Annotated in this window: 19 protein-coding genes and 1 tRNA gene; 13 read left to right on the top strand and 7 right to left on the bottom strand. The window is 72.0% G+C overall.

From position 1 onward, the window contains the following. Nucleotides 1-30 precede the first annotated feature (30 nt). Entirely contained in the window at nucleotides 31-498 is a 468-nt protein-coding gene (locus tag ACZ6ZN_RS20750) for an ATP-binding protein (protein ID WP_469648262.1), read from the bottom strand. Between the two features lie 222 nt (nucleotides 499-720). Here ACZ6ZN_RS20750 and ACZ6ZN_RS20755 point away from each other — a divergent pair, with 222 nt between their 5' ends. The 9 genes from ACZ6ZN_RS20755 (at nucleotide 721) to ACZ6ZN_RS20795 (ending at nucleotide 10,461) form a co-directional block, all read left to right on the top strand. Further along, nucleotides 721-1,542: a hypothetical protein gene (locus ACZ6ZN_RS20755; RefSeq protein ID WP_469648264.1), complete on the top strand. Its 822-nt coding sequence runs from the start codon at nucleotides 721-723 to the stop codon at nucleotides 1,540-1,542. 137 nt (nucleotides 1,543-1,679) lie between these two features. After that, nucleotides 1,680-2,417: a YcnI family copper-binding membrane protein gene (locus ACZ6ZN_RS20760; protein WP_451875996.1), complete on the top strand. Its 738-nt coding sequence runs from the start codon at nucleotides 1,680-1,682 to the stop codon at nucleotides 2,415-2,417. A gap of 93 nt (nucleotides 2,418-2,510) precedes the next feature. After that, nucleotides 2,511-3,164 (top strand): SCO family protein, encoded by a 654-nt coding sequence (locus tag ACZ6ZN_RS20765; protein WP_451875995.1) that lies wholly within the window; start codon nucleotides 2,511-2,513, stop codon nucleotides 3,162-3,164. Then, nucleotides 3,161-3,646, top strand: coding sequence for a copper chaperone PCu(A)C (locus ACZ6ZN_RS20770; protein ID WP_469648268.1), 486 nt, complete (start codon nucleotides 3,161-3,163; stop codon nucleotides 3,644-3,646). Before ACZ6ZN_RS20765 ends, ACZ6ZN_RS20770 begins: the two co-directional genes overlap by 4 nt. Nucleotides 3,647-3,659: 13 nt before the next feature. Further along, nucleotides 3,660-5,573, top strand: a complete 1,914-nt coding sequence (locus tag ACZ6ZN_RS20775; RefSeq protein WP_469648271.1) for a copper resistance CopC/CopD family protein — start codon at nucleotides 3,660-3,662, stop codon at nucleotides 5,571-5,573. Nucleotides 5,574-5,579: 6 nt separating this feature from the next. After that, on the top strand, nucleotides 5,580-6,869 hold the full coding sequence (gene efeB / locus ACZ6ZN_RS20780) for an iron uptake transporter deferrochelatase/peroxidase subunit (RefSeq protein WP_469648274.1): 1,290 nt from the start codon (nucleotides 5,580-5,582) through the stop codon (nucleotides 6,867-6,869). A 61-nt stretch (nucleotides 6,870-6,930) separates the two neighbouring features. Continuing rightward, nucleotides 6,931-7,863, top strand: coding sequence for a prephenate dehydratase (gene pheA, locus ACZ6ZN_RS20785; protein ID WP_451875991.1), 933 nt, complete (start codon nucleotides 6,931-6,933; stop codon nucleotides 7,861-7,863). 520 nt (nucleotides 7,864-8,383) lie between these two features. Beyond that, nucleotides 8,384-9,661 (top strand): serine--tRNA ligase, encoded by a 1,278-nt coding sequence (gene serS / locus ACZ6ZN_RS20790; protein WP_398109220.1) that lies wholly within the window; start codon nucleotides 8,384-8,386, stop codon nucleotides 9,659-9,661. Beyond that, on the top strand, nucleotides 9,658-10,461 hold the full coding sequence (locus tag ACZ6ZN_RS20795; RefSeq protein WP_469648277.1) for an HAD family hydrolase: 804 nt from the start codon (nucleotides 9,658-9,660) through the stop codon (nucleotides 10,459-10,461). The genes serS and ACZ6ZN_RS20795 overlap by 4 nt, the downstream gene beginning before the upstream one ends. 14 nt (nucleotides 10,462-10,475) lie before the next feature. On the opposite strand, the gene ACZ6ZN_RS20800 is transcribed toward ACZ6ZN_RS20795, so the two are convergent. The 5 genes from ACZ6ZN_RS20800 to ACZ6ZN_RS20820 all read right to left on the bottom strand — a co-directional run bounded on the left by ACZ6ZN_RS20800 (nucleotide 10,476) and on the right by ACZ6ZN_RS20820 (nucleotide 14,426). Continuing rightward, a tRNA-Ser gene (locus ACZ6ZN_RS20800) sits at nucleotides 10,476-10,562 on the bottom strand. Between the two features lie 351 nt (nucleotides 10,563-10,913). Continuing rightward, complete coding sequence (locus tag ACZ6ZN_RS20805) at nucleotides 10,914-11,633, bottom strand: ABC transporter permease (protein ID WP_333931693.1); 720 nt, start codon at nucleotides 11,631-11,633, stop codon at nucleotides 10,914-10,916. Nucleotides 11,634-11,642: 9 nt separating this feature from the next. Further along, nucleotides 11,643-12,554 (bottom strand): ABC transporter ATP-binding protein, encoded by a 912-nt coding sequence (locus ACZ6ZN_RS20810; protein ID WP_451875989.1) that lies wholly within the window; start codon nucleotides 12,552-12,554, stop codon nucleotides 11,643-11,645. After that, a complete protein-coding gene (locus ACZ6ZN_RS20815) occupies nucleotides 12,551-13,468 on the bottom strand; it encodes an ABC transporter permease (RefSeq protein ID WP_398109217.1) in 918 nt (305 codons plus the stop codon). Before ACZ6ZN_RS20815 ends, ACZ6ZN_RS20810 begins: the two co-directional genes overlap by 4 nt. Then, on the bottom strand, nucleotides 13,458-14,426 hold the full coding sequence (locus ACZ6ZN_RS20820) for an ABC transporter ATP-binding protein (RefSeq protein WP_398109362.1): 969 nt from the start codon (nucleotides 14,424-14,426) through the stop codon (nucleotides 13,458-13,460). Before ACZ6ZN_RS20820 ends, ACZ6ZN_RS20815 begins: the two co-directional genes overlap by 11 nt. 168 nt (nucleotides 14,427-14,594) lie before the next feature. Between ACZ6ZN_RS20820 and ACZ6ZN_RS20825 the strand changes: the two genes are divergently transcribed. The 4 genes from ACZ6ZN_RS20825 to ACZ6ZN_RS20840 all read left to right on the top strand — a co-directional run bounded on the left by ACZ6ZN_RS20825 (nucleotide 14,595) and on the right by ACZ6ZN_RS20840 (nucleotide 18,988). Then, the gene (locus tag ACZ6ZN_RS20825; RefSeq protein ID WP_469648281.1) at nucleotides 14,595-16,352 is read left to right on the top strand and encodes an SDR family oxidoreductase; all 1,758 of its coding nucleotides are present in this window, start codon (nucleotides 14,595-14,597) and stop codon (nucleotides 16,350-16,352) included. 143 nt (nucleotides 16,353-16,495) lie between these two features. Beyond that, the gene (locus tag ACZ6ZN_RS20830) at nucleotides 16,496-17,044 is read left to right on the top strand and encodes an RNA 2'-phosphotransferase (RefSeq protein WP_469648284.1); all 549 of its coding nucleotides are present in this window, start codon (nucleotides 16,496-16,498) and stop codon (nucleotides 17,042-17,044) included. A gap of 83 nt (nucleotides 17,045-17,127) precedes the next feature. Continuing rightward, nucleotides 17,128-18,030: an LLM class flavin-dependent oxidoreductase gene (locus tag ACZ6ZN_RS20835; protein ID WP_469648287.1), complete on the top strand. Its 903-nt coding sequence runs from the start codon at nucleotides 17,128-17,130 to the stop codon at nucleotides 18,028-18,030. Nucleotides 18,031-18,100: 70 nt separating this feature from the next. Further along, nucleotides 18,101-18,988, top strand: a complete 888-nt coding sequence (locus ACZ6ZN_RS20840) for an HAD-IIB family hydrolase (protein ID WP_398109361.1) — start codon at nucleotides 18,101-18,103, stop codon at nucleotides 18,986-18,988. Between the two features lie 48 nt (nucleotides 18,989-19,036). On the opposite strand, the gene ACZ6ZN_RS20845 is transcribed toward ACZ6ZN_RS20840, so the two are convergent. Continuing rightward, nucleotides 19,037-20,113: a M23 family metallopeptidase gene (locus tag ACZ6ZN_RS20845; RefSeq protein ID WP_469648289.1), complete on the bottom strand. Its 1,077-nt coding sequence runs from the start codon at nucleotides 20,111-20,113 to the stop codon at nucleotides 19,037-19,039. Nucleotides 20,114-20,175: the final 62 nt, after the last annotated feature.

Consider the following 20,175-nt stretch of genomic DNA (forward strand, 5'->3'; position numbering starts at 1 on the left):
ACACCGTCCCGCTGCCCGGTGGGGCCACTGTCAGACCGCCATGAGCGGTGCGTTCTCGCGCCACTTCAGGACCTTGTCGAAGCTCACCACGGCTCCGCCCCGGCCCGGCTTGTTGCCGATGTGGACGTGGTCGGCGAGCTCCTCGATCAGGCACAGGCCCCGGCCGTGCTCCGCGTCGGTGCGGGCCGGCTGCCTGATCTGCGGGCGGGACCGCTCGGCGGAAGCCCCGGGGAAGCCCGGGCCCGCGTCCGCGACCTCGATCCGGCAGGTCTCGCCGTCGAGGTAGGCGGTGACCCGGTAGGCCTCCGAGCCCGGGCCGCAGCCCTGTTCCCCACCGTGCTCGACGGCGTTGGCGCAGGCCTCTGTGAGGGCCACGGAGAGGTCGTAGGAGATGTCGGGGTCCACGCCTGCGGTTTCCATCGTGCCGATCAGCAGGCGCCGGGCGAGGGGCACGCTCGCGGCGTCCCGCCGCAGATGGAGTGACCACCAGATGCTCATGCTCCAGCCTCCTGGCTGTGCCTCGACATACCGTTACGTATTGCCCTCAGTCCCCGGGTGTAAGCGTGAAGTCGCCGTGAGGCCGCCCATATGGCGGATGCGGGCTGGTCCTGATCGGTGTATGTAGGGGCGGGCGGGGCCAGAGGGTGACGTTCCGGTCGTACGGCATCTTGTGGACCTGCCGTACGGGGGCCGCGGGGCCAGTGCGATGATGAGCCCGCCATGACTGCCCCCCACGCGCGCGCGACGCGCCCCGGAGATCCGCTCCGGATCCTGCGGGCCGCGGTGTTCGCCGCGGTCTGTGTCGTGCTGGCCGGGGCAGGTCACACGCTCGCCTCCTGCGACGGCGTCCCGCTGTGGACGCTGGGCGCCGGATTCCTCGGGGTGCTCCTCGTGGCGGCCCCGCTCGCCGGGCGGGTGCGCTCGCTGGCCGGGGTGGCGGCCCTGCTCGCGGCCGGCCAGACGGTGCTGCACATCGTGTTCGGCCTCGGCCAGCACGGCACGGCCGCCGTCGGCGCCTCCGCCCCGGCGGGTGGGAGCGACGCCGCCCTGGTCCAGCAGGCGGCACGCCTCGTCTGCGGCACGACGGCCGCGGCGATCAGCCCCGCCCAGGCGCAGAGGATCCTCACCGACGCCCGGATCGATCCGGCCGCGGGAGCGCACACCCACCTGGCCGGAGAGGTCGCCCCCGGCTCGTCCGCCTCGCTGTGGCCGTCCCTTCCGATGCTGCTGGGCCACGTCCTCGCGGCCCTCGCGGCCGGGTGGCTGCTGCGCCGGGGCGACCTGGCGCTGCTGCGGCTGACCGAGTTGTCGGCGCAGGGCGTCGCCGAAGGAGCGCTGATGCGCTCCCTGCGCGGTGCCCTCGCGTTCGTGCGCGCCCTGCGTGCCGGACTTCCGGGCGCCCTCGAGGCGGGTCCGCGCCCGGTGCGGGCCGATCGGGACGCCGCGCCGCTGCCGTGCGCCGTCGCCCTTCAGCACTCGGTGATCCGGCGCGGCCCGCCGGCCGGTGCGGCTTCCGTGTCCGCACTCGCCCTGGCCGCCTGACGACGCGACCACCCCTGCGCTGATCCGCTCTGTGTACCGGACGGCTGGGAGAGGCCGCCGCCGTCGTGCGGTGGGCGCGCGTGCGCGTATCCCTCGTCCTCAGTCGTACCGACTCTCACAGCGGAGTGTTTCCTTCCATGAAGGTTTCCCGTATCGCCGCGGCCGGTGCCGCCGCCGGTGTCACCGTCCTCGCCCTGTCCGCCCCCGCCTTCGCCCACGTCACCGTGCAGCCCGAGGGCGCGGCCGCCAAGGGCGGTTACGCGGTCGTCGACTTCAAGGTCCCCAACGAGCGCGACGACGCCTCGACCACCAAGCTCGAGGTGAACTTCCCGACCGACCACCCGCTGGCCTCCGTCATGCCGGAGCCGGTGCCGGGCTGGAAGGTCGAGGTCACCAAGTCCAAGCTCGACAAGCCGCTGGAGATGCACGGAGAGAAGATCTCCGAGGCCGTCTCCAAGGTCACCTGGACCGCCGACGGCAAGGGCATCCAGCCCGGGTACTTCCAGAAGTTCCCCGTCTCCCTGGGCCAGCTGCCCGAGGACACCGACACCCTCGCCTTCAAGGCCCTGCAGACGTACTCCGACAAGGAGGTCGTCCGCTGGATCGAGGTGCCGCAGGAGGGCAAGGAGGAGCCCGACAACCCGGCCCCGGTGCTGGAGCTGTCCGCCGCCTCCGAGGACGGGCACCACGGCTCGTCGGCCGGTTCGGACTCCGACGAGGAGAAGGCCGAGAAGACGTCCGCGCACACCGCCGCCGACTCCGGCTCCTCGGACGGCACCGACACCACCGCCCGCGTTTTGGGCATCGTGGGCATCGTGGTCGGCGCGGCCGGCGTCGCCTACGGCGTGCTCGCCGGACGCCGGCGCACCGCCTGAGGCTGCTTCCGTACGGCACGCACCGGGGCACCACCCCCCACCGCGGGGGCACCCCGGTGCGTGCCGGGACACCGACATCTGGGACATTTTTCTATGCGCACCACAACCTTCGCCGCGGCCGCCCTGCTCGCCGCCGCTTCCCTGACCCTGACCGCGTGCGGCAGCGGCGACGACAACGGCAAGCCCGTGTCCGTGGTCTCCGAGGAGGCCGGCAGCAAGAAGGCCGCCACCGTCCTCGACAGGCCCTTCGAGAAGCCGGACCTGGTCCTGACCGACACCCGGGGCAAGAAGTACGACCTCCGCAAGGAGACCGCGGGCAAGCCCACGCTGATCTACTTCGGCTACACCCACTGCCCCGACGTGTGCCCGCTGACGATGAACAACATCGCCGTCGCCAAGAAGCAGCTGCCCAAGGCCGAACAGGACGAGCTGCGCGTGGTGTTCGTCACCACCGACCCCGAGCGCGACACCGCGGCCGAACTCGGCACGTGGCTCAAGGGCATCGACCCCTCCTTCGTCGGCCTCACCGGGGACTTCCCCACCATCCAGGCCGGCGCCCGCACCCTCGGCATCAGCATCGAGCCGACCCGCAAGGACAAGAACGGCAAGCTCGTCTCGGAACACGGCACCCAGGTCATCGCGTTCTCGCCGAAGACCGACGGCGGGTACGTGCTCTACGGCGAGGACGCGACCGTCGACGACTACACCAAGGACCTGCCCGCACTGGTCAAGGGGGAGAAGCCGTGAGGCGCACCGGTCCGGCCGCCCTCGCCATAGCCGGGGCGCTCGCCCTGGCCGGCTGCGGCGGCGACGCTTCCGGCAGCGACTCCGGCTCCGGCTCCGGCTCCGGCTCCGGCAAGGCGGAACTCTCCGTCGGCTCGGCCTACATGCCGCAGCCGATGTCCGGTGACATGGCGGCCGGCTTCCTCACCGTCACCAACAAGGGCAGCGCCGACGACGAACTGACCGGGGTCACCAGCGACATCGGCCGGGTCACCGTGCACGAGACCGTCGACGGGGCGATGCAGGAGGTCGAGAGCCTGGAGATCCCCGCGGGCGGCCGGCTGGAGCTGCGCAGCGGCGGCGACCACCTGATGTTCGAGCAGCTGAAGCGCAAGCCGAAGGAAGGCCAGACGGTCTCCGTCGAACTGCGCTTCGCCCACTCCGCGCCCGTCACGGTGCGGATGCCGGTGAAGCCGGCGACCTACACCCCGAAGACCGGACACTGAGGGAGGGACCCCTGTGACGCAGACCATCGCCCCCCGCCGCGTCCGGATCCTGGTGCTGCTGCTCCTGGCCGCCGCCTGCGCCCTGTTCGCCGGCGCCGGACCGGCCTCCGCGCACGCCGCGGTCACCGGCAGCGACCCCGGGCAGGGGGCGGTGGTCGACCAGGCCCCCGCCCGCATCTCGCTCACCTTCTCCGAGCAGGTAGCGGTGTCCGACGACTCGCTGCGCGTCCTGGACCCCGAGGGCAAGCGCGTCGACACCGGCGAGCCGTCCAACGTCAGCGGCACGACGTACGCCGTGCGGCTGCACTCGGGGCTGCCCGACGGGACCTACACCGTGGCGTACCAGGTCGTGTCGGCCGACAGCCATCCCGTCGCGGGCGCGTACACCTTCTCCATCGGCGCCCCCTCCAAGACGTCCGTGTCCGTCTCCGGCCAGACCACCGACGACGGGGTGGTCGGCTGGCTCTACGGCTTCGGCCGGTACGCGTCCTACGCCGGCTTCCTGGTGATGGCCGGCGGTGCCGCCTTCGTGCTGGCCTGCTGGCCGCGCGGCTCGGGGGTGCGACCGGTGCAGCGGTACGTCGTCTCCGGTTGGGTCGCCCTCACCGCGGCGACCCTGGCCCTGCTGCTCCTGCGCGGGTCCTTCACCGGCTCCGGGAAGGTCTCCGACGTCTTCGACCTGTCCCTGCTCGGGCAGGTGCTCCAGACCAAGACCGGCGCGGCCCTGGTCTCCCGGCTGCTGCTGCTCGCCGCGGCGGCGCTGTTCATCGCCGTGCTGTTCGGGGCGTACGACAAGCGCGAGGACCCGCAGGAGCGGCGGGACCTCACCTTCGGGCTCTCGATCGGCGGTGCCGTCGTGGCGGCCGGGATCGCGGCGAGCTGGGCGATGTCCGAGCACGCCTCGGTCGGGCTCCAGGCGGGGATCGCCATGCCGGTCGACGTGCTGCACCTGCTGGCCGCCGCCGCCTGGCTCGGAGGACTGGGCGCGCTGCTGGTCGCCCTGTACCGGGCGCCCGCCGCCTCACCCGTCGGCGCTCCGGCCGTCCACCGGTTCTCCCGGCTGGCGTTCGGCAGCGTCGTCGTCCTGATCGTGACCGGCGTCTACCAGTCGTGGCGTCAGCTCGGCTCCTGGACGGCCTTCACCGACACCCGGTACGGCCGGCTGCTCCTGGCCAAGATCGCCCTGGTCGTCGTGCTCGTCGGGGTCGCGTGGATCTCGCGGCGGTGGACGGGCCGGCTGGCGCAGACCGCACCGCCCGCTGCCGAGGAGCGGGAGACGGCACGGGTCGGCACCGGGCCGGAGGCCTCGGCGGACGCCGGCGCGTCCGAGCCCGCCGACGCCCGCCGGGCCGCCCAGCTCGCCCGGCAGCAGGCCGCCCGGGACGCCGCCCGGCAGAGGAAGATCCGGGACGCCGATCCGAACCGCTCCGGACTGCGCCGCTCCGTGCTGGCCGAGGCCGGGGTCGCCGTCGTCCTGCTCGCCGTGACCACCGTGCTGACGCAGACCGAACCGGGACGCACGGAGGAGGAGGCCAAGGCGGCCACGCAGTCCTCCGCCGCCGCCTCCGCCGAGTCGGGCACGTCCGGGGCGCTCACCCTGAACATGCCCTTCGACACCGGCGGCGAGGACGGCAAGGGCGTCGTCACGATCGACATCGACCCCGCCCGCCCGGGCGACAACGAGATGCACGTCTACGTGGAGCGGCCCAACGGCCGGGCGTTCGACATCCCCGAGGTGAAGGTCGACTTCACCCTCAAGGCCAAGGACATCGGGCCGCTGCCCGTCGTCCCGGACCACATCGCTACCGGACACTGGTCGGCGAACGGAGTGCAGATCCCCATGGCCGGCGACTGGCAGGTCGACGTGACCGTGCGGACCTCCGACATCGACGAGGTGACCGTCACCAAGAACGCGCAGATCGGCTGAACCACCATGGCTGACCAGTCCATTCCGCAGGCCCGCACCCCCGGCACCGTGCCGGGGGAGACCGCGGCGGCCCCGGCCGGGGAGGGCATCTCCCGGCGGCGTCTGCTGGGCACCGCCGGTGCCACCGGGCTCGTGCTCGGCACCGCCGGTGCCGCGGTGGGCCACGCGGCCGCCCCGTCCGAGGCGGCCGCCCCCCTCACCTCACTCGGCACCGGCCGGTCGATGTTTCACGGGAAACATCAGCCCGGCATCACCGACGGGCTCCAGGCCCGCGGCCATCTCGTGGCCTTCGACCTCACCGCGGGCGCGGGCCGCAAAGAGGCGGCCGCCCTGCTGCGCCGCTGGTCGGAGACGGCCCGGCGGTTGATGGCGGGCGAGCCGAGCGCACAGGACGACACCGGCGTGGCCCGCGACGCCGGGCCCTCGTCGCTGACGATCACCTTCGGTTTCGGTCACAGCTTCTTCGCCCGCACCGGCCTGGAGAAGCAGCGGCCGGTCGCCCTGGACCCGCTGCCCGAGTTCTCCTCCGATCGCCTCGACAAGAACCGCAGCAACGGTGACCTGTGGGTGCAGATCGGCGCGAACGACGCGCTGGTCGCCTTCCACGCCCTGCGCGCGATCCAGAAGGACGCGGGCCGGGCCGCCCGGGTGCGCTGGCAGATGAACGGCTTCAACCGCTCGCCCGGTGCCACCGCCCACCCCATGACGGCCCGCAACCTGATGGGCCAGATCGACGGCACTCGGAACCCGAAGCCGGACGAGGCCGACTTCGACCGCCGGATCTTCGTCCCCGAAACGGGTGAACCCGCCTGGATGGCGAACGGCTCCTACGCCGTCGTCCGCCGCATCCGGATGCTCCTGGACGACTGGGAGAAGCTCTCGGTCACGGCCCAGGAGAACGTCATCGGGCGCCGCAAGTCGGACGGGGCAGCCCTGTCCGGGGGGACCGAGACGACGGCGATGGACCTGGAGAAGACGGACGCCCAGGGCAACCTCGTCGTGCCGATCAACGCCCACGCCCGGATCACCCGGCCCGACCAGAACGGCGGCGCCGCCATGCTGCGCCGCCCGTTCTCCTTCCACGACGGCATCGACCCCGACGGGACGCCCGACGCGGGTCTGCTCTTCATCTGCTGGCAGGCCGATCCGCTGCGCGGCTTCGTGCCGGTGCAGCGCAAGCTCGACCGGGGCGACGCCCTGTCGCAGTTCGTCCGGCACGAGTCGAGCGGGCTGTTCGCGGTGCCGGGCGGGGCCCCGGAGGGCGAGTACGTGGGGCAGCGGCTGCTGGAGGGCTGAGCGCCGGACGGAGTGCGCGCAGGGGGAAACGGGGCTTCCGCGGGCCCATTAGGGTGAGGTCATGCCAGCGAGCTATGCGTATCTCGGCCCCGAGGGCACCTTCACCGAAGTCGCCCTGCGCACGCTTCCCGAGGCCGCCACCCGGGAGCTCATCCCGTACGTGTCCGTCCAGTCCGCGCTCGACGCGGTCCGCGCAGGCGAGGCCGAGGCCGCGTTCGTGCCGATCGAGAACTCGGTCGAGGGCGGCATCACCACCACCCTCGACGAGCTGGTCGCCGGCGCCCCGCTGATGATCTACCGCGAGGTGCTGCTGTCCATCACCTTCGCGCTGCTGGTGCGTCCGGGCACGAAGCTGTCGGACATCAAGACCGTCTCCGCGCACCCGGCCGCCCAGCCCCAGGTACGCAACTGGATGCGCAAGCACCTGCCGGAGACCCACTGGGAGTCGGCCGCCTCGAACGCCGACGCCGCCCGGCTGGTCCAGGAGGGCCGCTACGACGCCGCTTTCGCCGGGGAGTTCGCGGCCGCCCGGTACGGTCTGGAAGCCCTGGAGACCGGCATCCACGACGCCGAGAACGCCCAGACCCGGTTCGTGCTGGTCGGCCGCCCCGCCCGGCCGGCGGCGCCGACCGGCGCGGACAAGACGTCCGTCGTGCTGTGGCAGCGCGACGACCACCCCGGCGGCCTGCGCGACCTGCTGGGTGAGTTCGCCACCCGCGGCATCAACCTGATGCTGCTCCAGTCCCGGCCCACCGGCGCGGGCATCGGCAACTACTGCTTCTGCATCGACGCCGAGGGCCACATCTCCGACCGCCGGGTCGCCGAGGCGCTGATGGGCCTGAAGCGCATCTGCCTTCAGGTGCGGTACCTCGGCTCGTACCCGCGCGCGGACGTGCGGCCGGGAGAACTGCAGCCGCCGCGGCCGGGCACCTCGGACGACGAGTTCGTGGCGGCGGCCGACTGGGTCGCGCGCTGCCAGGACGGCCGCTTCTAGAGCCGGTCGTACCTGCTGACAGTCGTTGTCCACAGAAGTTATCCACAGGTCCGCTTCTCGACCTGGGGACAAGTCGACAACGAAGCGTGAGTCAGTCGACAAATCACCCTTCTTGGCCTCGATGCGGCCATCGGCGGGCAGGTCACCCTTCGTCCACCGTTTCCCCATGCATCACCCTTCGAGGTGACCCCTTTCCACTCGAAAGTGAGGGTAGGGAGGGTTTGTCCTGGGAATTTCCCAGAGAGTTCGGTGCTTCCGGAGTGATCCATTCCGAAGTCCACAGATCTTCCACACAGCCTGTGGATAACTTCTCCGACGGTGTGGACCGCTGTGGACAACCGAGGCCCAAGTCCCGCCCGCCGCAAGGAATTCGAGTCAAGGCGACGCTCGCCGGGTGCCCCGTTCCGGGGAGCCGGGCGACCCATATTGACACGCTGCGCAATTCGGTCATAACGCCCCGTAAAGGGCGCGTGGAATACGGAGTCGTAGGTGGTCACCCCACACCGGTAGCCTTGGGCGCGTGATTGACCTTCGCCTGCTCCGTGAGGACCCCGACCGTGTGCGCGCGTCGCAGCGCGCCCGTGGAGAGGACGTCGCGCTCGTCGACTCCCTCCTGTCTGCCGACGAGCGGCGCAGGTCGTCCGGCGTCCGCTTCGACGAGCTGCGCGCCGAGCAGAAGGCGCTCGGCAAGCTCATCCCCAAGGCGAGCGGGGACGAGAAGGCCGAGCTGCTGAAGAAGGCCGGTCAGCTGGCCGCCGACGTCAAGGCCGCCGACGCCGACCGCGACGCGGCGGCAGCCGAGACCCAGGAACTCCTCCTCCGCCTCGGCAACCTCGTCCACCCGGACGTGCCGGTGGGCGGCGAGGAGGACTTCGTCACCCTGGAGACGCACGGCACGATCCGCGACTTCGCCGCCGAGGGCTTCGAGCCCAAGGACCACCTGCAGCTCGGGCAGATCCTCGGCGCGATCGACGTCGAGCGCGGCGCCAAGGTCTCCGGCTCGCGCTTCTACTTCCTGACCGGCGTGGGCGCCCTGCTCGAGCTCGCCCTGGTCAACGCGGCGATGGCCCAGGCCGGCGCGGCCGGCTTCACGCCGATGCTGACCCCGGCCCTGGTCCGGCCCCAGTCCATGGCGGGCACGGGCTTCCTCGGCCAGGCCGCCCAGGACGTCTACCACCTCGCCGACGACGACCTCTACCTGGTCGGCACGTCCGAGGTGCCGCTGGCGGCGTACCACATGGACGAGATCCTCGACGCCGACCGCCTCCCGCTGCGCTACGCGGGCTTCTCGCCCTGCTTCCGCCGCGAGGCCGGCTCGCACGGCAAGGACACCCGGGGCATCTTCCGCGTGCACCAGTTCGACAAGGTCGAGATGTTCTCCTACGTCTCCCCCGAGGACTCCCAGGCCGAGCACCAGCGCCTGCTGGAGTGGGAGAAGCAGTGGCTGACCTCGCTGGAGCTGCCGTTCCGGGTGATCGACGTGGCGAGCGCCGACCTCGGCGCCTCGGCGGCCCGCAAGTACGACTGCGAGGCGTGGATCCCGACCCAGGGCAAGTACCGCGAGCTGACCTCGACCTCGGACTGCACCGAGTTCCAGTCCCGCCGGCTGTCGATCCGGGTCCGTGACGGCAAGCAGGTCAAGCCGCTGGCCACGCTCAACGGCACGCTCTGCGCCGTCCCGCGCACGATCGTGGCGATCCTGGAGAACCACCAGCAGCCCGACGGCTCGGTGCGCGTGCCCGAGGTGCTGCGGCCCTACCTCGGTGGCCGCGAGGTCCTGGAGCCGGTGGCGAAGTGACCGCCGTCCTTCCGTACAAGCTGGTCGCGACCGACCTCGACGGGACGCTGCTGCGCTCCGACGACTCGGTCTCCCGGCGCACCCGTGACGCGCTCGCCGCCGCCACCGCGGCGGGCGCGGCCCACATCGTCGTCACCGGCCGCGCGGTCCCCTGGACCCGGCACATCCTGGACGACCTGGGCTACCAGGGGCTGGCCGTCTGCGGCCAGGGCGCGCAGGTCTACGACGCCGGCGCGCACCGGCTGCTGACGTCGGTGACGCTGGACCGGCAGCTGGCGGGGGTGGCGCTGGCCAAGATCGAGGCGGAGGTCGGCCCGCTGTACATGGCGGCGAGCCGTGACGGCCTGGACGGCGAGGTGCTGGTCGGCCCGGGCTACGCCGTGCAGGGCACCCTGCCCGCCACGCCCTTCACGGACGCCTCCGACCTGTGGAGCGCGCCCCTCAACAAGCTGTACATCCAGCACCCGACCCTCTCGGACGACGAGTTGTGCGAGGTCGCCTCGCGGATCGCGGGCGGTTTCGTCACCGTCGTCATGGCGGGCGCGGGGATCGTCGAACTGCTCCCGCTCGGCCTGTCCAAGGCGACCGGGCTGTCGCTGGCGGCCCGCCGGCTCGGGATGAAGGCGGCCGACACCATCGCATTCGGCGACATGCCCAACGACATACCGATGTTCGGCTGGGCCGCCTACGGCGTCGCGATGGCGGACGCCCACGAGGACCTCAAGGCGGTCGCCGACGAGGTGACGTCCTCCAACGACGAGGACGGCATCGCCGTGGTGCTGGAGCGGATGCTCGGCTGAACGCGGTCTTCCGGCGGAGGATGCACGGATCGAACGTGCGCGGGCCTTCCAGCCCGACCATGGCTCAGCAAGCCAGTGCCTTACCACTCGGCCAATCCTCCGGGTGGGCGGCCCACGCGATGTGCGGTTCGCGTGCTCGAAGCGGCCGCCCCGGGCAGCTCCCCGTGCGGCGCGGGCTCCACGGAGGGGTGGTGACTACTCCGGAACCGGCCGCGGGCTGCCCTGAAGGGAGCTGGACGTACTGCCGTGCAGAGGCACCGTCCCGCTCCTCTCCCAGACCCCGACGCCGGGCCTCTCGCCCGGCGGGGACACGACCACTGTGCCCGCCGGGCGCATCGGGCGCCACCGAATAAATCCTGCGCTCGCCGGTGTGCCTCGCCGTTGTGCCTTGCCGGTATGCCTTGCCGGTGTGCCTCGGCGGGGACGAGGCCCGTCGAGGCACACCGGTCACGTCACTCCTCGCCGGCGAGGGTGAGGGAGCGCAGCTTCTGCCCCGCGTACCAGGTGGCCAGCACGGTGACGGCCACCAGCAGCACCGTCGCCGTGGTCAGGCCGACGTCGGAGGAGACCAGGTCCCCGCCGGACACCTTCTGGGCGACGGCCAGCGACCACTGCTGGACGCTCAGCGTGCGCGCCCCCGGCACCAGGGAGCCGAACAGCGCCTCCCAGACCAGGGCGTACACCAGGCCGAACACCACCGCGTGCCGCGAGACCGTGCCGAGCAGCAGGAACAGCGCCGCGTAGGCGATGGACGCGACCAGCGCCGCCACCGTGTAGGCGACCGCGACCTGCTGGCCGTTGCCGTTCAGGATGAACCCGGCGACGAGCGTCGGCACCGCCGAGAACACCATGGTCACCGCGACGGCCACGATGAGCTTGGTGAAGATGATCGTCGGCCGCTTGATCGGCTTGGACAGCAGGTACACCACCGAGCCGTCGTCGATCTCCGGGCCGATCGCGCCGGTGCCCGCGATGACGCCGATGATCGGCACCATCGTCGCCAGGGCGAGCCCGCCCAGCAGATCCGCCGCGGTCTGGTCGTCCGCTCCGGCCAGGCCGCGCACCGCCACGGCGATCACGATCAGCAGCAGCGGCAGGGCGCCCAGGATGAGGGCCCGGCGCCGGCCGAGCAGGGCCCGGTAGGTGAGCCGGGCGACTGTGGGGTCGTACATCAGGGCCTCCTACGCCGCGACCAGGTACGAGAAGACGGACTCGAGGGACTCGTCGGACGGCGAGACCGTGAGCAGCCGGATGCCGTGGTCCCTGGCGACCTTGGGCAGCAGCGCGGTGAAGCGGCCGAAGTCGACGGCCTGGATGCGCAGCGCGCCCTCGGCGTGGTCGACCTCGATGCCGGACGTCGACGGATCGGCGATCAGCGCGGCCGCGAGGGCGCGGTCGTCGCTGGAGCGCACCAGGTAGCGGTGCGGCCGGTCGGTCATCAGGCGGCGGATCTTGCGGAAGTCACCGCTGGCGGCGTGCCGGCCGGCGACGACGACCTCGATGTGCCAGGCGAGCTGCTCGACCTCTTCGAGGATGTGGGAGGAGAACAGCACCGTGCGGCCCTCGTCGCCCATCCGCCGCAGCAGGTCCATCAGCTGCATGCGCTGGCGCGGGTCCATGCCGTTGAAGGGCTCGTCGAGCAGCAGGAGCGCGGGGTCGTGCACCAGGGCGCTCGCCATCTTCACGCGCTGGCGCATGCCCTTGGAGTACGTCTGGATCTTGCGGTCCTGCGCGTACTCCATCTCCACGGTGGCCAGGGCCCTCTGGGCCGCCTTGGCGCCCAGTCCGTGCAGTTCGGCGTTGGCGAGGACGAACTCCTTGCCGGTGAGGAAGTCGTACATCGCCTCCCGCTCGGGGACGACGCCGATGTGCCGGTAGATCTCCTCGTTGCGCCAGACGGGCCTGCCGTCGAGGGTGACCGTGCCCGTGGAGGGGGCGAGGAAGCCGCCCATCATGTTGATGAGGGTGGACTTGCCGGCGCCGTTGGGCCCGAGCAGGCCCGTGACGCCGGGTCCGATGGTCATGGTGATGTCGTTGACGGCGACCACGTTGCCGAACCAGCGGGAGACGTGGTCGATGCTGAGCGTGGTCACAGTCCCACCTTCTTGTAGCGGCGCATCAGGAGGCCGTAGCTCGCCGCGATCAGGCCCAGGGCGACGAGGACGTAGGCGACGCCCTCGGCGGTGCTCGGGCCCACCCCGCTGGGGGAGGCGGAGGTCGCGCCCAGGAACGCGGACTGCACCCCGTCGACGATGGTGATCGGCGAGAACAGCCCGATCCACGGCACGGCGTCGCCGCTGCCCTGGGCGTCGGCGATGGCCTGGAGGGTGGAGACGGCGCCGTAGGTGATGGTCAGCACGGCGATCACGGCCGCGATGCCGAAGCCGCGGCGCGGGGTGAAGGACGCGATGACCAGGCCGATGCCGGCGAAGAGCAGGGAGAGCAGCGCCACGGACACCAGTCCCTGTCCGAATCCCTCGGTCTGGTCGGCGAAGTCGAGCTTGGCCAGGAGAGCGCCCACGTAGAGCACGAGCAGCGGGGCGGCCGTCAGGATGAACAGCGCCGAGGCCAGCGCCGCGAACTTGGCGCGGACGTAGTCGGCGGTCTCGATGGGCCGCGAGAAGTACAGCGGTACGGTCCTGAAGCGCAGGTCCCGCGAGACCGACTGGGGCGCCTGCGAGGCGACGTACAGGCTGATGACCGCCTGCATGACGATCGCGTAGCGCGTGTAGTCCAGGGGCAGTTCCTTGGCCTTCGTGGCGACCGCGACGGCGACCATGATGGCCGCGGGCACGCACATCACCACGAACAGCAGCATCGGCAGCACCTTGGACTTCACCGAGCGGCCGAGGCCGTAGGAGCCGCGCAGGGACTGCGAGTACAGCGAGCGGCGGGCGTAGGCGCGGCCGAGGCGCGGTCCGTCGTAGCTGCGGTAGCCGATGTTGTGGATGCGGGTCTGGTCACCCGGTGCCGGGGCGGGCGCCCCCGTGGAGTGCTCAACCGCCATGGCCGACCGCCTCCTTCCGCTGCTCGTTCCGGTCGCCGGTGGTGAAGACCTCGGAGATGTGGTGCCGGCGCTGCTCCATGCGCACCAGGCCGAGTCCGAGATCGGCGATCACGTCTCTGACCAGGTCGTACGTCTCCTCGCCCTGCGCGGTGAGCAGGAGGATGTGGCCGGCGCCCGGCAGGCCGCTGCCGTCCTCGACGCTCACCCCGCGCGCGTGCAGCGCCTCACGGACCGCGCGGGTGCCGTCCGGGTGTTCGTCGGAGTCGGTGACCTCGATGGCCAGGGTGGTCGTGGTCTGGGTGAAGTCCGTGGTGGAGCTGGAGCGCAGGAGCTTGCCGCCGTCCACCACGACGACGTGGTCGCAGGTGCGCTCCAGTTCGCCCAGCAGGTGCGAGGTGACCAGGACCGAGATGCCGAAGTCGGTGTGGATGCGGCGGATCAGGCCGAGCATCTCGTCCCGGCCGACCGGGTCCAGGCCGTTGGTCGGCTCGTCCAGGAAGACCAGCTGCGGGTCGTGCACCAGGGCCTGCGCGAGCTTCACCCGCTGCTTCATGCCGGTGGAGTAGCCGCCGATGGGGCGGTACCGCTCCTCGTACAGACCCACGTGGCGCAGGGTGTCGGCGGTGCGCTCGCGCGCGGCCGTGGCGGGCAGGCCGGACATCCGCGCCATGTGGACGACGAACTCGGTGGCCGAGACGTCCGGCGGCAGGCAGTCGTGCTCGGGCATGTACCCGACGCGTTCGCGGATGGCGGCGCCCTGGGTGGCGACGTCGAGGCCGAGCACTGCGGCGCGGCCCTCCGTGGCGGGGGACAGACCCAGCAGGATCTTGATCAGTGTGGACTTGCCGGCCCCGTTGGCTCCGACGAGTCCGGTCACACCGGGCCCGACGTCCACGGAGAGCCGGTCAAGCGCGGTCACCCGGGGGAACCGCTTGCTCAGGCTTTCGGTCGCGATCACAGTCACGCTTCGACGGTAGGGGCCGTCCACGAGGAGGTCGTCACTCCGCAGAGCTGTCTTGGGGTCAGCCTGGAGTATTAGGCGCCCTTAGGGGACCTGCTTCTCCCGGGGTAGCGGGGCTCGGGGCGCCCTATTGACGAACTCTCTAACAACTGCCAGATTCGCCGGATGACGTTGCTCAGGGGCGCGCGCGAGCGCAGGGTCCGGACCGGCGGGGTCGAGCTGTGCGTGGCCGAGCTGGGGGACCCGGCACGGCCCACGGTCGTCCTGGTGCACGGCTACCCCGACACCAAGGAGGTGTGGTCGGAGGTCGCCGCGCGGCTCGCCGGTGACTTCCACGTGGTGGCGTACGACGTCCGCGGCCACGGCCGGTCGACGGCGCCGCGGCCGCTGCGCGGCGGATTCACGCTGGAGAAGCTGACGGACGACTTCCTGGCCGTCGTGGACGCGGTGAGCCCCGGCCGGCCGGTGCATCTGGTCGGCCACGACTGGGGGTCGGTGCAGGCCTGGGAGTTCACCACCGTGCGGCGCACGGAGGGGCGCATCGCCTCGTTCACGTCGATCTCCGGTCCCTCCCTGGATCACTTCGGCCACTGGATCACGCGGCGCCTGAGCCGGCCCACCCCGCGCCGGATCGGCCAGCTGCTCGGACAGGGCGCCCGGTCCTGGTACGTCTACCTCCTCCAGACGCCCCTGCTGCCCGAGCTGGCCTGGCGCGGCCCGCTCGGCAAGCGCTGGCCCAAGGTGCTGGAGCGCGTCGAGAAGGTGCCGGCAGGCGACTACCCGCTCCCCTCGCTGCCCTCGGACGCGGCCCACGGCGCCTGGCTGTACCGGGACAACGTGCGGTCCCGGCTGCGGGTTCCCCGCACCGACGCCCGTGCCCACGCGCCCGTGCAGCTCGTGACCCCGCTGGAGGACCGGTTCCTCTCGGAGCGACTCACCGACGAGCTGGAGCAGTGGGTTCCGCAGCTGACCCGCAGGACCGTGCAGGCGGGGCACTGGGTCCCACGGACCCGCCCGGACCTGCTCGCCTCGTGGATCGGCGCGTTCGTGACGTCCGTCGAGGCCGGGCACCCACCGGTGCCGGCGAGCGGGGAGCACGCCGAGCGCTTCGCGGGGCAGCTCGTGCTGGTCACCGGCGCGGGCAGCGGCATCGGACGGGCGACGGCGCTCGCGTTCGCCGCTGCGGGAGCGCGCGTGGTGGCGGTCGACCGCAACGCGGAGGCGGCCGTCCGCACGGCCGCGTCGGCGCGCGCGGCGGGCGCGGCCGGGGCCTGGGCGGAGACGGCCGACGTGTCCGACGAGCAGGGCATGGAGAAGCTCGCCGAGAAGGTCACCGCCGACCACGGTGTGGTCGACGTGCTCGTGAACAACGCCGGAATCGGGCTGTCGGGCTCCTTCTTCGACACCACGCCCGAGGAGTGGAGGAAGGTCCTCGACGTCAACCTGTGGGGTGTCATCCACGGCTGCCGGGTCTTCGGCCGGCGGATGGCCGAGCGCGGACAGGGCGGCCACATCGTGAACGTGGCCTCCGCCGCGGCCTACCAGCCCTCCCGCGCGCTTCCGGCGTACAGCACCTCGAAGGCGGCCGTGCTGATGCTCAGCGAGTGCCTGCGGGCGGAACTCGCCGGCCAGGGGATCGGGGTGACGGCAGTCTGCCCCGGTTTCGTGAACACGGCCATCACGTCCACGGCACGGTTCGCCGGGGTCGACGCCCGGGAGGAGAAGCGGCTCCAGCAGCGCGCCGCCCGTCTGTACGGGCTGCGCAACTACCCGCCGGAGAAGGTGGCCCGCGCGATCCTGCGGGCGGTGGCACGCGATGCCGCGGTGGTGCCGGTGACACCGGAGGCGCGGGGCGCCCGACTGCTGGCCCGGGTCGCTCCGGGGCTGCTGCGCGGGATCGCCCGGGTCAAGCCGCCCGTGTGAGAGGGCGCCAACACCCGGCGGGGAAGCACCAGTTGTCCACAGCGAAGCCCACTCTTCCTGTGGATAACACCACTTGGCTGTGGATCAAACGTGGTGGACAAAACTCGATCGCGTGATTCACGTCTCTCCAGCACCCTGGTGGGATGGACGAAAGACGCACCGTGAAGGTGTCGAAGTACCTCTCCAAGCACCTGCGCCACCAACCCGAGCGGATCGGTCTGACGCTCGACGAGGCCGGCTGGGTGGAGATCGACACCCTGATCGCCGCGGCCGCCGCACACGGCTTCCGGTTCTCCCGGGACGAGCTGGACCAGGTCGTGGCCACCAACGACAAGCGGCGGTTCGCCGTGCAGGGCAGCCGGATCCGCGCCAGCCAGGGCCACAGCGTCGAGGTCGACCTCGGTCTGTCACCGGCGACCCCGCCGGCCCACCTCTACCACGGCACCGTCGCCCGCCATCTGGAGGCGATCCGGGCCGAAGGTCTCCGGCCGATGAGCCGGCATGCCGTGCACCTCTCACCCGACCGCGAGACGGCCACCCGGGTGGGCGCCCGCCGGGGACGGCCGGTCGTGCTCGGCGTGGACGCGGCCGCCATGCACCGCGACGGCCATGTCTTCCAGGTGAGCGAGAACGGCGTGTGGCTGACCGAAGCGGTGCCGCCGGGATATCTGCGCTTCCCTGGACCCCACTGACGGACTGCGCGCAGTCCGCGACGCGTGGTGACTGTTTCACGTGAAACACGGCCGCCCCGCCGGCCTCCTTTAGGCTCGACGGCATGAGTCTGCACCTGAGCACCGTGATCCTGCCCTACCGCCGCTGGCACGAGGGCGGCCGTGCGGCCTGGACGCGGGCGGAGCAGCTCGGCTTCCACGCCGCGTACACCTACGACCACCTGTCCTGGCGCACCTTCCGGGACGGACCGTGGTTCGGCGCCGTCCCGACCCTCACCGCCGCCGCGGCCGTCACCGAGCGGATGCGGCTGGGCACCCTCGTGACCTCGCCGAACTTCCGGCACCCGGTGACCCTCGCCAAGGAGCTGATCTCCCTCGACGACATCTCGGGAGGGCGGATCACCCTGGGCATAGGTGCGGGCGGCTCCGGTTTCGACGCCACGGCACTCGGCCAGGAGCCCTGGACCCCGCGCGAGCGCGCCGACCGCTTCGCCGAGTTCGTCCCCCTGCTCGACCGGCTGCTCAGCGAGGACGCCGTGTCGTACGAGGGTGACTTCTACTCGGCCCACGAGGCACGGAACATCCCCGGTTGCGTGCAGCGGCCCCGGCTGCCCTTCGCGGTGGCCGCCACCGGGCCGCGCGGGCTGCGCCTCGCCGCCCGGCACGGACAGGCCTGGGTCACCACCGGCGACCCGAAGCTGTTCGAGAACGGCACTCCGGAGCAGTCGGTTCAGGCCATTCGCCGGCAGGTGGAGAAGCTGACCGACATCTGCGCCGAGACCGGCCGGGACGTGAACGGCCTCGACAAGATCCTGCTCACCGGCTTCGCCCCGGATCGCCCGGGGCCGCTGGCGTCCCTGGACGCCTTCGTCGACTTCGCCGGCCGGCACGTGGAGCTGGGCTTCACCGAGCTCGTGGTCCACTGGCCGATCCCCGACTCGCAGTTCGCCGCGGAGCAGAAGGTCTTCGAGCAGATCGCGATGGAGGCGCCGGCGCAGCTGCGGTGAGCCGCGAGGCCGCCCGGTGGGAAGCCGTATCCACTCACCTGTGCGCACACCCGCCCGTCCGTGCAGGCATATGCGGGACAATGGCCGGGTGACTTCAGCGACCCGACAGCCCGAGACCGCGGCCGAGACCGTCCCGCCGCGACTGATCGCCACCGACCTCGACGGCACCCTGCTGCGTGACGACAAGTCGGTCTCCCCGCGCACGGTCGCGGCCCTGGCCGCCGCGGAGGAGGCGGGCATCGAGGTCTTCTTCGTCACCGGCCGCCCGGCCCGCTGGATGGACGTCGTCAGCGCCCATGTCCACGGCCACGGCCTGGCGATCTGCGGGAACGGCGCCGCCGTGGTGGACCTGCACGGCGGCCCCGGTGCCCACCGTTTCGTGAAGGTCCGCGAGCTGGCCCGGGAGAACGCCCTGGACGCCGTCCGGCTGCTGCGGGATGCCGCGCCCGGCACGGTGTACGCGGTCGAGCAGACCTACGGCTTCTACCAGGAGCCGGCGTACCCGAAGCTGCACATGGAGATACCGGACAGCCTCGCCCCGGCCGAGGAGCTGCTGTCGGCCCACCACCGCGCCGCAGGCGAGCCGGTGCTGAAGATCCTCGCCTACCACCCCGAGATCGACCCGGACGCCTTCCTGACCCTGGCCCGCCTCGCCATCGGCGATCGCGCCAACGTCACCCGCTCCAGCCCCAGCGCCCTGCTGGAGATCAGCGGCCCCGAGGTGTCCAAGGCGAGCACGCTCGCCCTGTGCTGCGCCGAGCGCGGCATCTCCCACGAGGAGGTCGTCGCCTTCGGCGACATGCCGAACGACGTGGAGATGCTGACCTGGGCCGGCCGGTCGTACGCGATGGGCAACGCCCACCCGGACGTGATCGCCGCCGCCTCCGGCCGGACGGTCGCGAACAACGAGGACGGCGTGGCGGTCGTGATCGAGCGGCTCCTGGCCGAACGCCGGTAGCGGGCGGCCCGCAGGCCCCGGGCGAGATCCGGCGGGTGGCTCGTCCGGTCACAGTGACACGCCGCGGGCGTCCAGCCAGGAGACCGGGTTCACCGCCGAACCCGTCTCGGGCGTGACCCGGGCCTCGAAGTGCAGGTGCGGTCCCGTGGAGTTCCCGGTGGTGCCGGACTGGCCGATCCACTGGCCCGGTTCGACGAGTTCGCCCTGGTCGACCGCGACGGCCGAGAGGTGGGCGTACTGCGTGTAGTAGCCGCCCGCGTGCTTCAGCACGATCTGGATGCCGAAGGCGCCGCCGCAGGACACGCTCACCACGCGGCCCGCGCCCACGGCCCGCACGGGCGTCCCGATCGGCACCGCGAAGTCCTGCCCGGTGTGCCGGTTCGACCACCGCGCACCACCGCTGCCGAAGGACGCGGACAGTTCGTACGTCTCTACGGGTGCGACCCAGGCGCTGGTGAAGCCCGTCGCCGGCTGGTCGAGCCGGACGGCTCCCGGGCAGGAGCCCGCGGCGACGGCGGCGTCCGCCTCTCCCTGGAGCTGCTCGCGGGCCGATGCGAGCTTCTCCTCGATTCCCGCCTTCAACGCGGCGAGCTGGGCGTTCCGCTTCTCCAGCCGCTCCCACAGCGCCGCCGCCCTCGCCTCGTCCGCGGCGAGCCGTGCCTCGGCGCGGCTGCTCCTGCTGATCGCGTTGTTCAGTGCCAGATCCGCCTGTGCGAAGGCGTGCTGACCCCGCATCAGGGCGTCGGGGCCGTCGGCGAGGATCATCTGCGCCGCCACGGGCAGTCCCCCGCTGCCCCGGTACTGCGCCCGGGCGATCCGGCCCAGGTCCTCGTGCAGGGCCGCGATGTGCTCCCGCTGCGCGTCCAGCAGGTCCTCCGCCCGCCGCGCTCTGTCCCGCTGCTCCTCGGCCTCCGCACGGCCCGCCTCGTACTGCCGGGTCGCGACGGCGGCCTCCTCGTACAGCCGGACCACCTCGGCGCTGAGCCCGCCCGAGGCCGATTCCGTGCCGCCGGCTCCGGTGCCGGTGCCGTACTCCTCGTCGGCCGATCCCGGCCGGGCCGCGAGGACGGCCAGCCCGCACAGCAGCACCGGAACCAGCAGACGATGACGGCGATATGAGCGCATGTCAGCGATCGTCACCCGCCCCGGCCGCCCGGTCCTGTTCTCGTCGTACGGCCGGGGGACCG

The organism is Streptomyces sp. NPDC053665, from assembly GCF_055585285.1.

What these genes read in the sequence shown, in the direction of transcription:
- ACZ6ZN_RS20750 (WP_469648262.1), bottom strand. Translation starts at nt 498, where the DNA reads ATGAGCATCTGGTGGTCACTCCATCTGCGGCGGGACGCCGCGAGCGTG.
- ACZ6ZN_RS20815 (WP_398109217.1), bottom strand. Translation starts at nt 13,468, where the DNA reads ATGGCGGTTGAGCACTCCACGGGGGCGCCCGCCCCGGCACCGGGTGAC.
- ACZ6ZN_RS20830 (WP_469648284.1), top strand. Translation starts at nt 16,496, where the DNA reads ATGGACGAAAGACGCACCGTGAAGGTGTCGAAGTACCTCTCCAAGCAC.
- ACZ6ZN_RS20760 (WP_451875996.1), top strand. Translation starts at nt 1,680, where the DNA reads ATGAAGGTTTCCCGTATCGCCGCGGCCGGTGCCGCCGCCGGTGTCACC.
- ACZ6ZN_RS20825 (WP_469648281.1), top strand. Translation starts at nt 14,595, where the DNA reads ATGACGTTGCTCAGGGGCGCGCGCGAGCGCAGGGTCCGGACCGGCGGG.
- ACZ6ZN_RS20755 (WP_469648264.1), top strand. Translation starts at nt 721, where the DNA reads ATGACTGCCCCCCACGCGCGCGCGACGCGCCCCGGAGATCCGCTCCGG.
- ACZ6ZN_RS20765 (WP_451875995.1), top strand. Translation starts at nt 2,511, where the DNA reads ATGCGCACCACAACCTTCGCCGCGGCCGCCCTGCTCGCCGCCGCTTCC.
- pheA (WP_451875991.1), top strand. Translation starts at nt 6,931, where the DNA reads ATGCCAGCGAGCTATGCGTATCTCGGCCCCGAGGGCACCTTCACCGAA.
- ACZ6ZN_RS20805 (WP_333931693.1), bottom strand. Translation starts at nt 11,633, where the DNA reads ATGTACGACCCCACAGTCGCCCGGCTCACCTACCGGGCCCTGCTCGGC.
- ACZ6ZN_RS20845 (WP_469648289.1), bottom strand. Translation starts at nt 20,113, where the DNA reads ATGCGCTCATATCGCCGTCATCGTCTGCTGGTTCCGGTGCTGCTGTGC.
- ACZ6ZN_RS20840 (WP_398109361.1), top strand. Translation starts at nt 18,101, where the DNA reads ATGCGGGACAATGGCCGGGTGACTTCAGCGACCCGACAGCCCGAGACC.
- ACZ6ZN_RS20835 (WP_469648287.1), top strand. Translation starts at nt 17,128, where the DNA reads ATGAGTCTGCACCTGAGCACCGTGATCCTGCCCTACCGCCGCTGGCAC.
- efeB (WP_469648274.1), top strand. Translation starts at nt 5,580, where the DNA reads ATGGCTGACCAGTCCATTCCGCAGGCCCGCACCCCCGGCACCGTGCCG.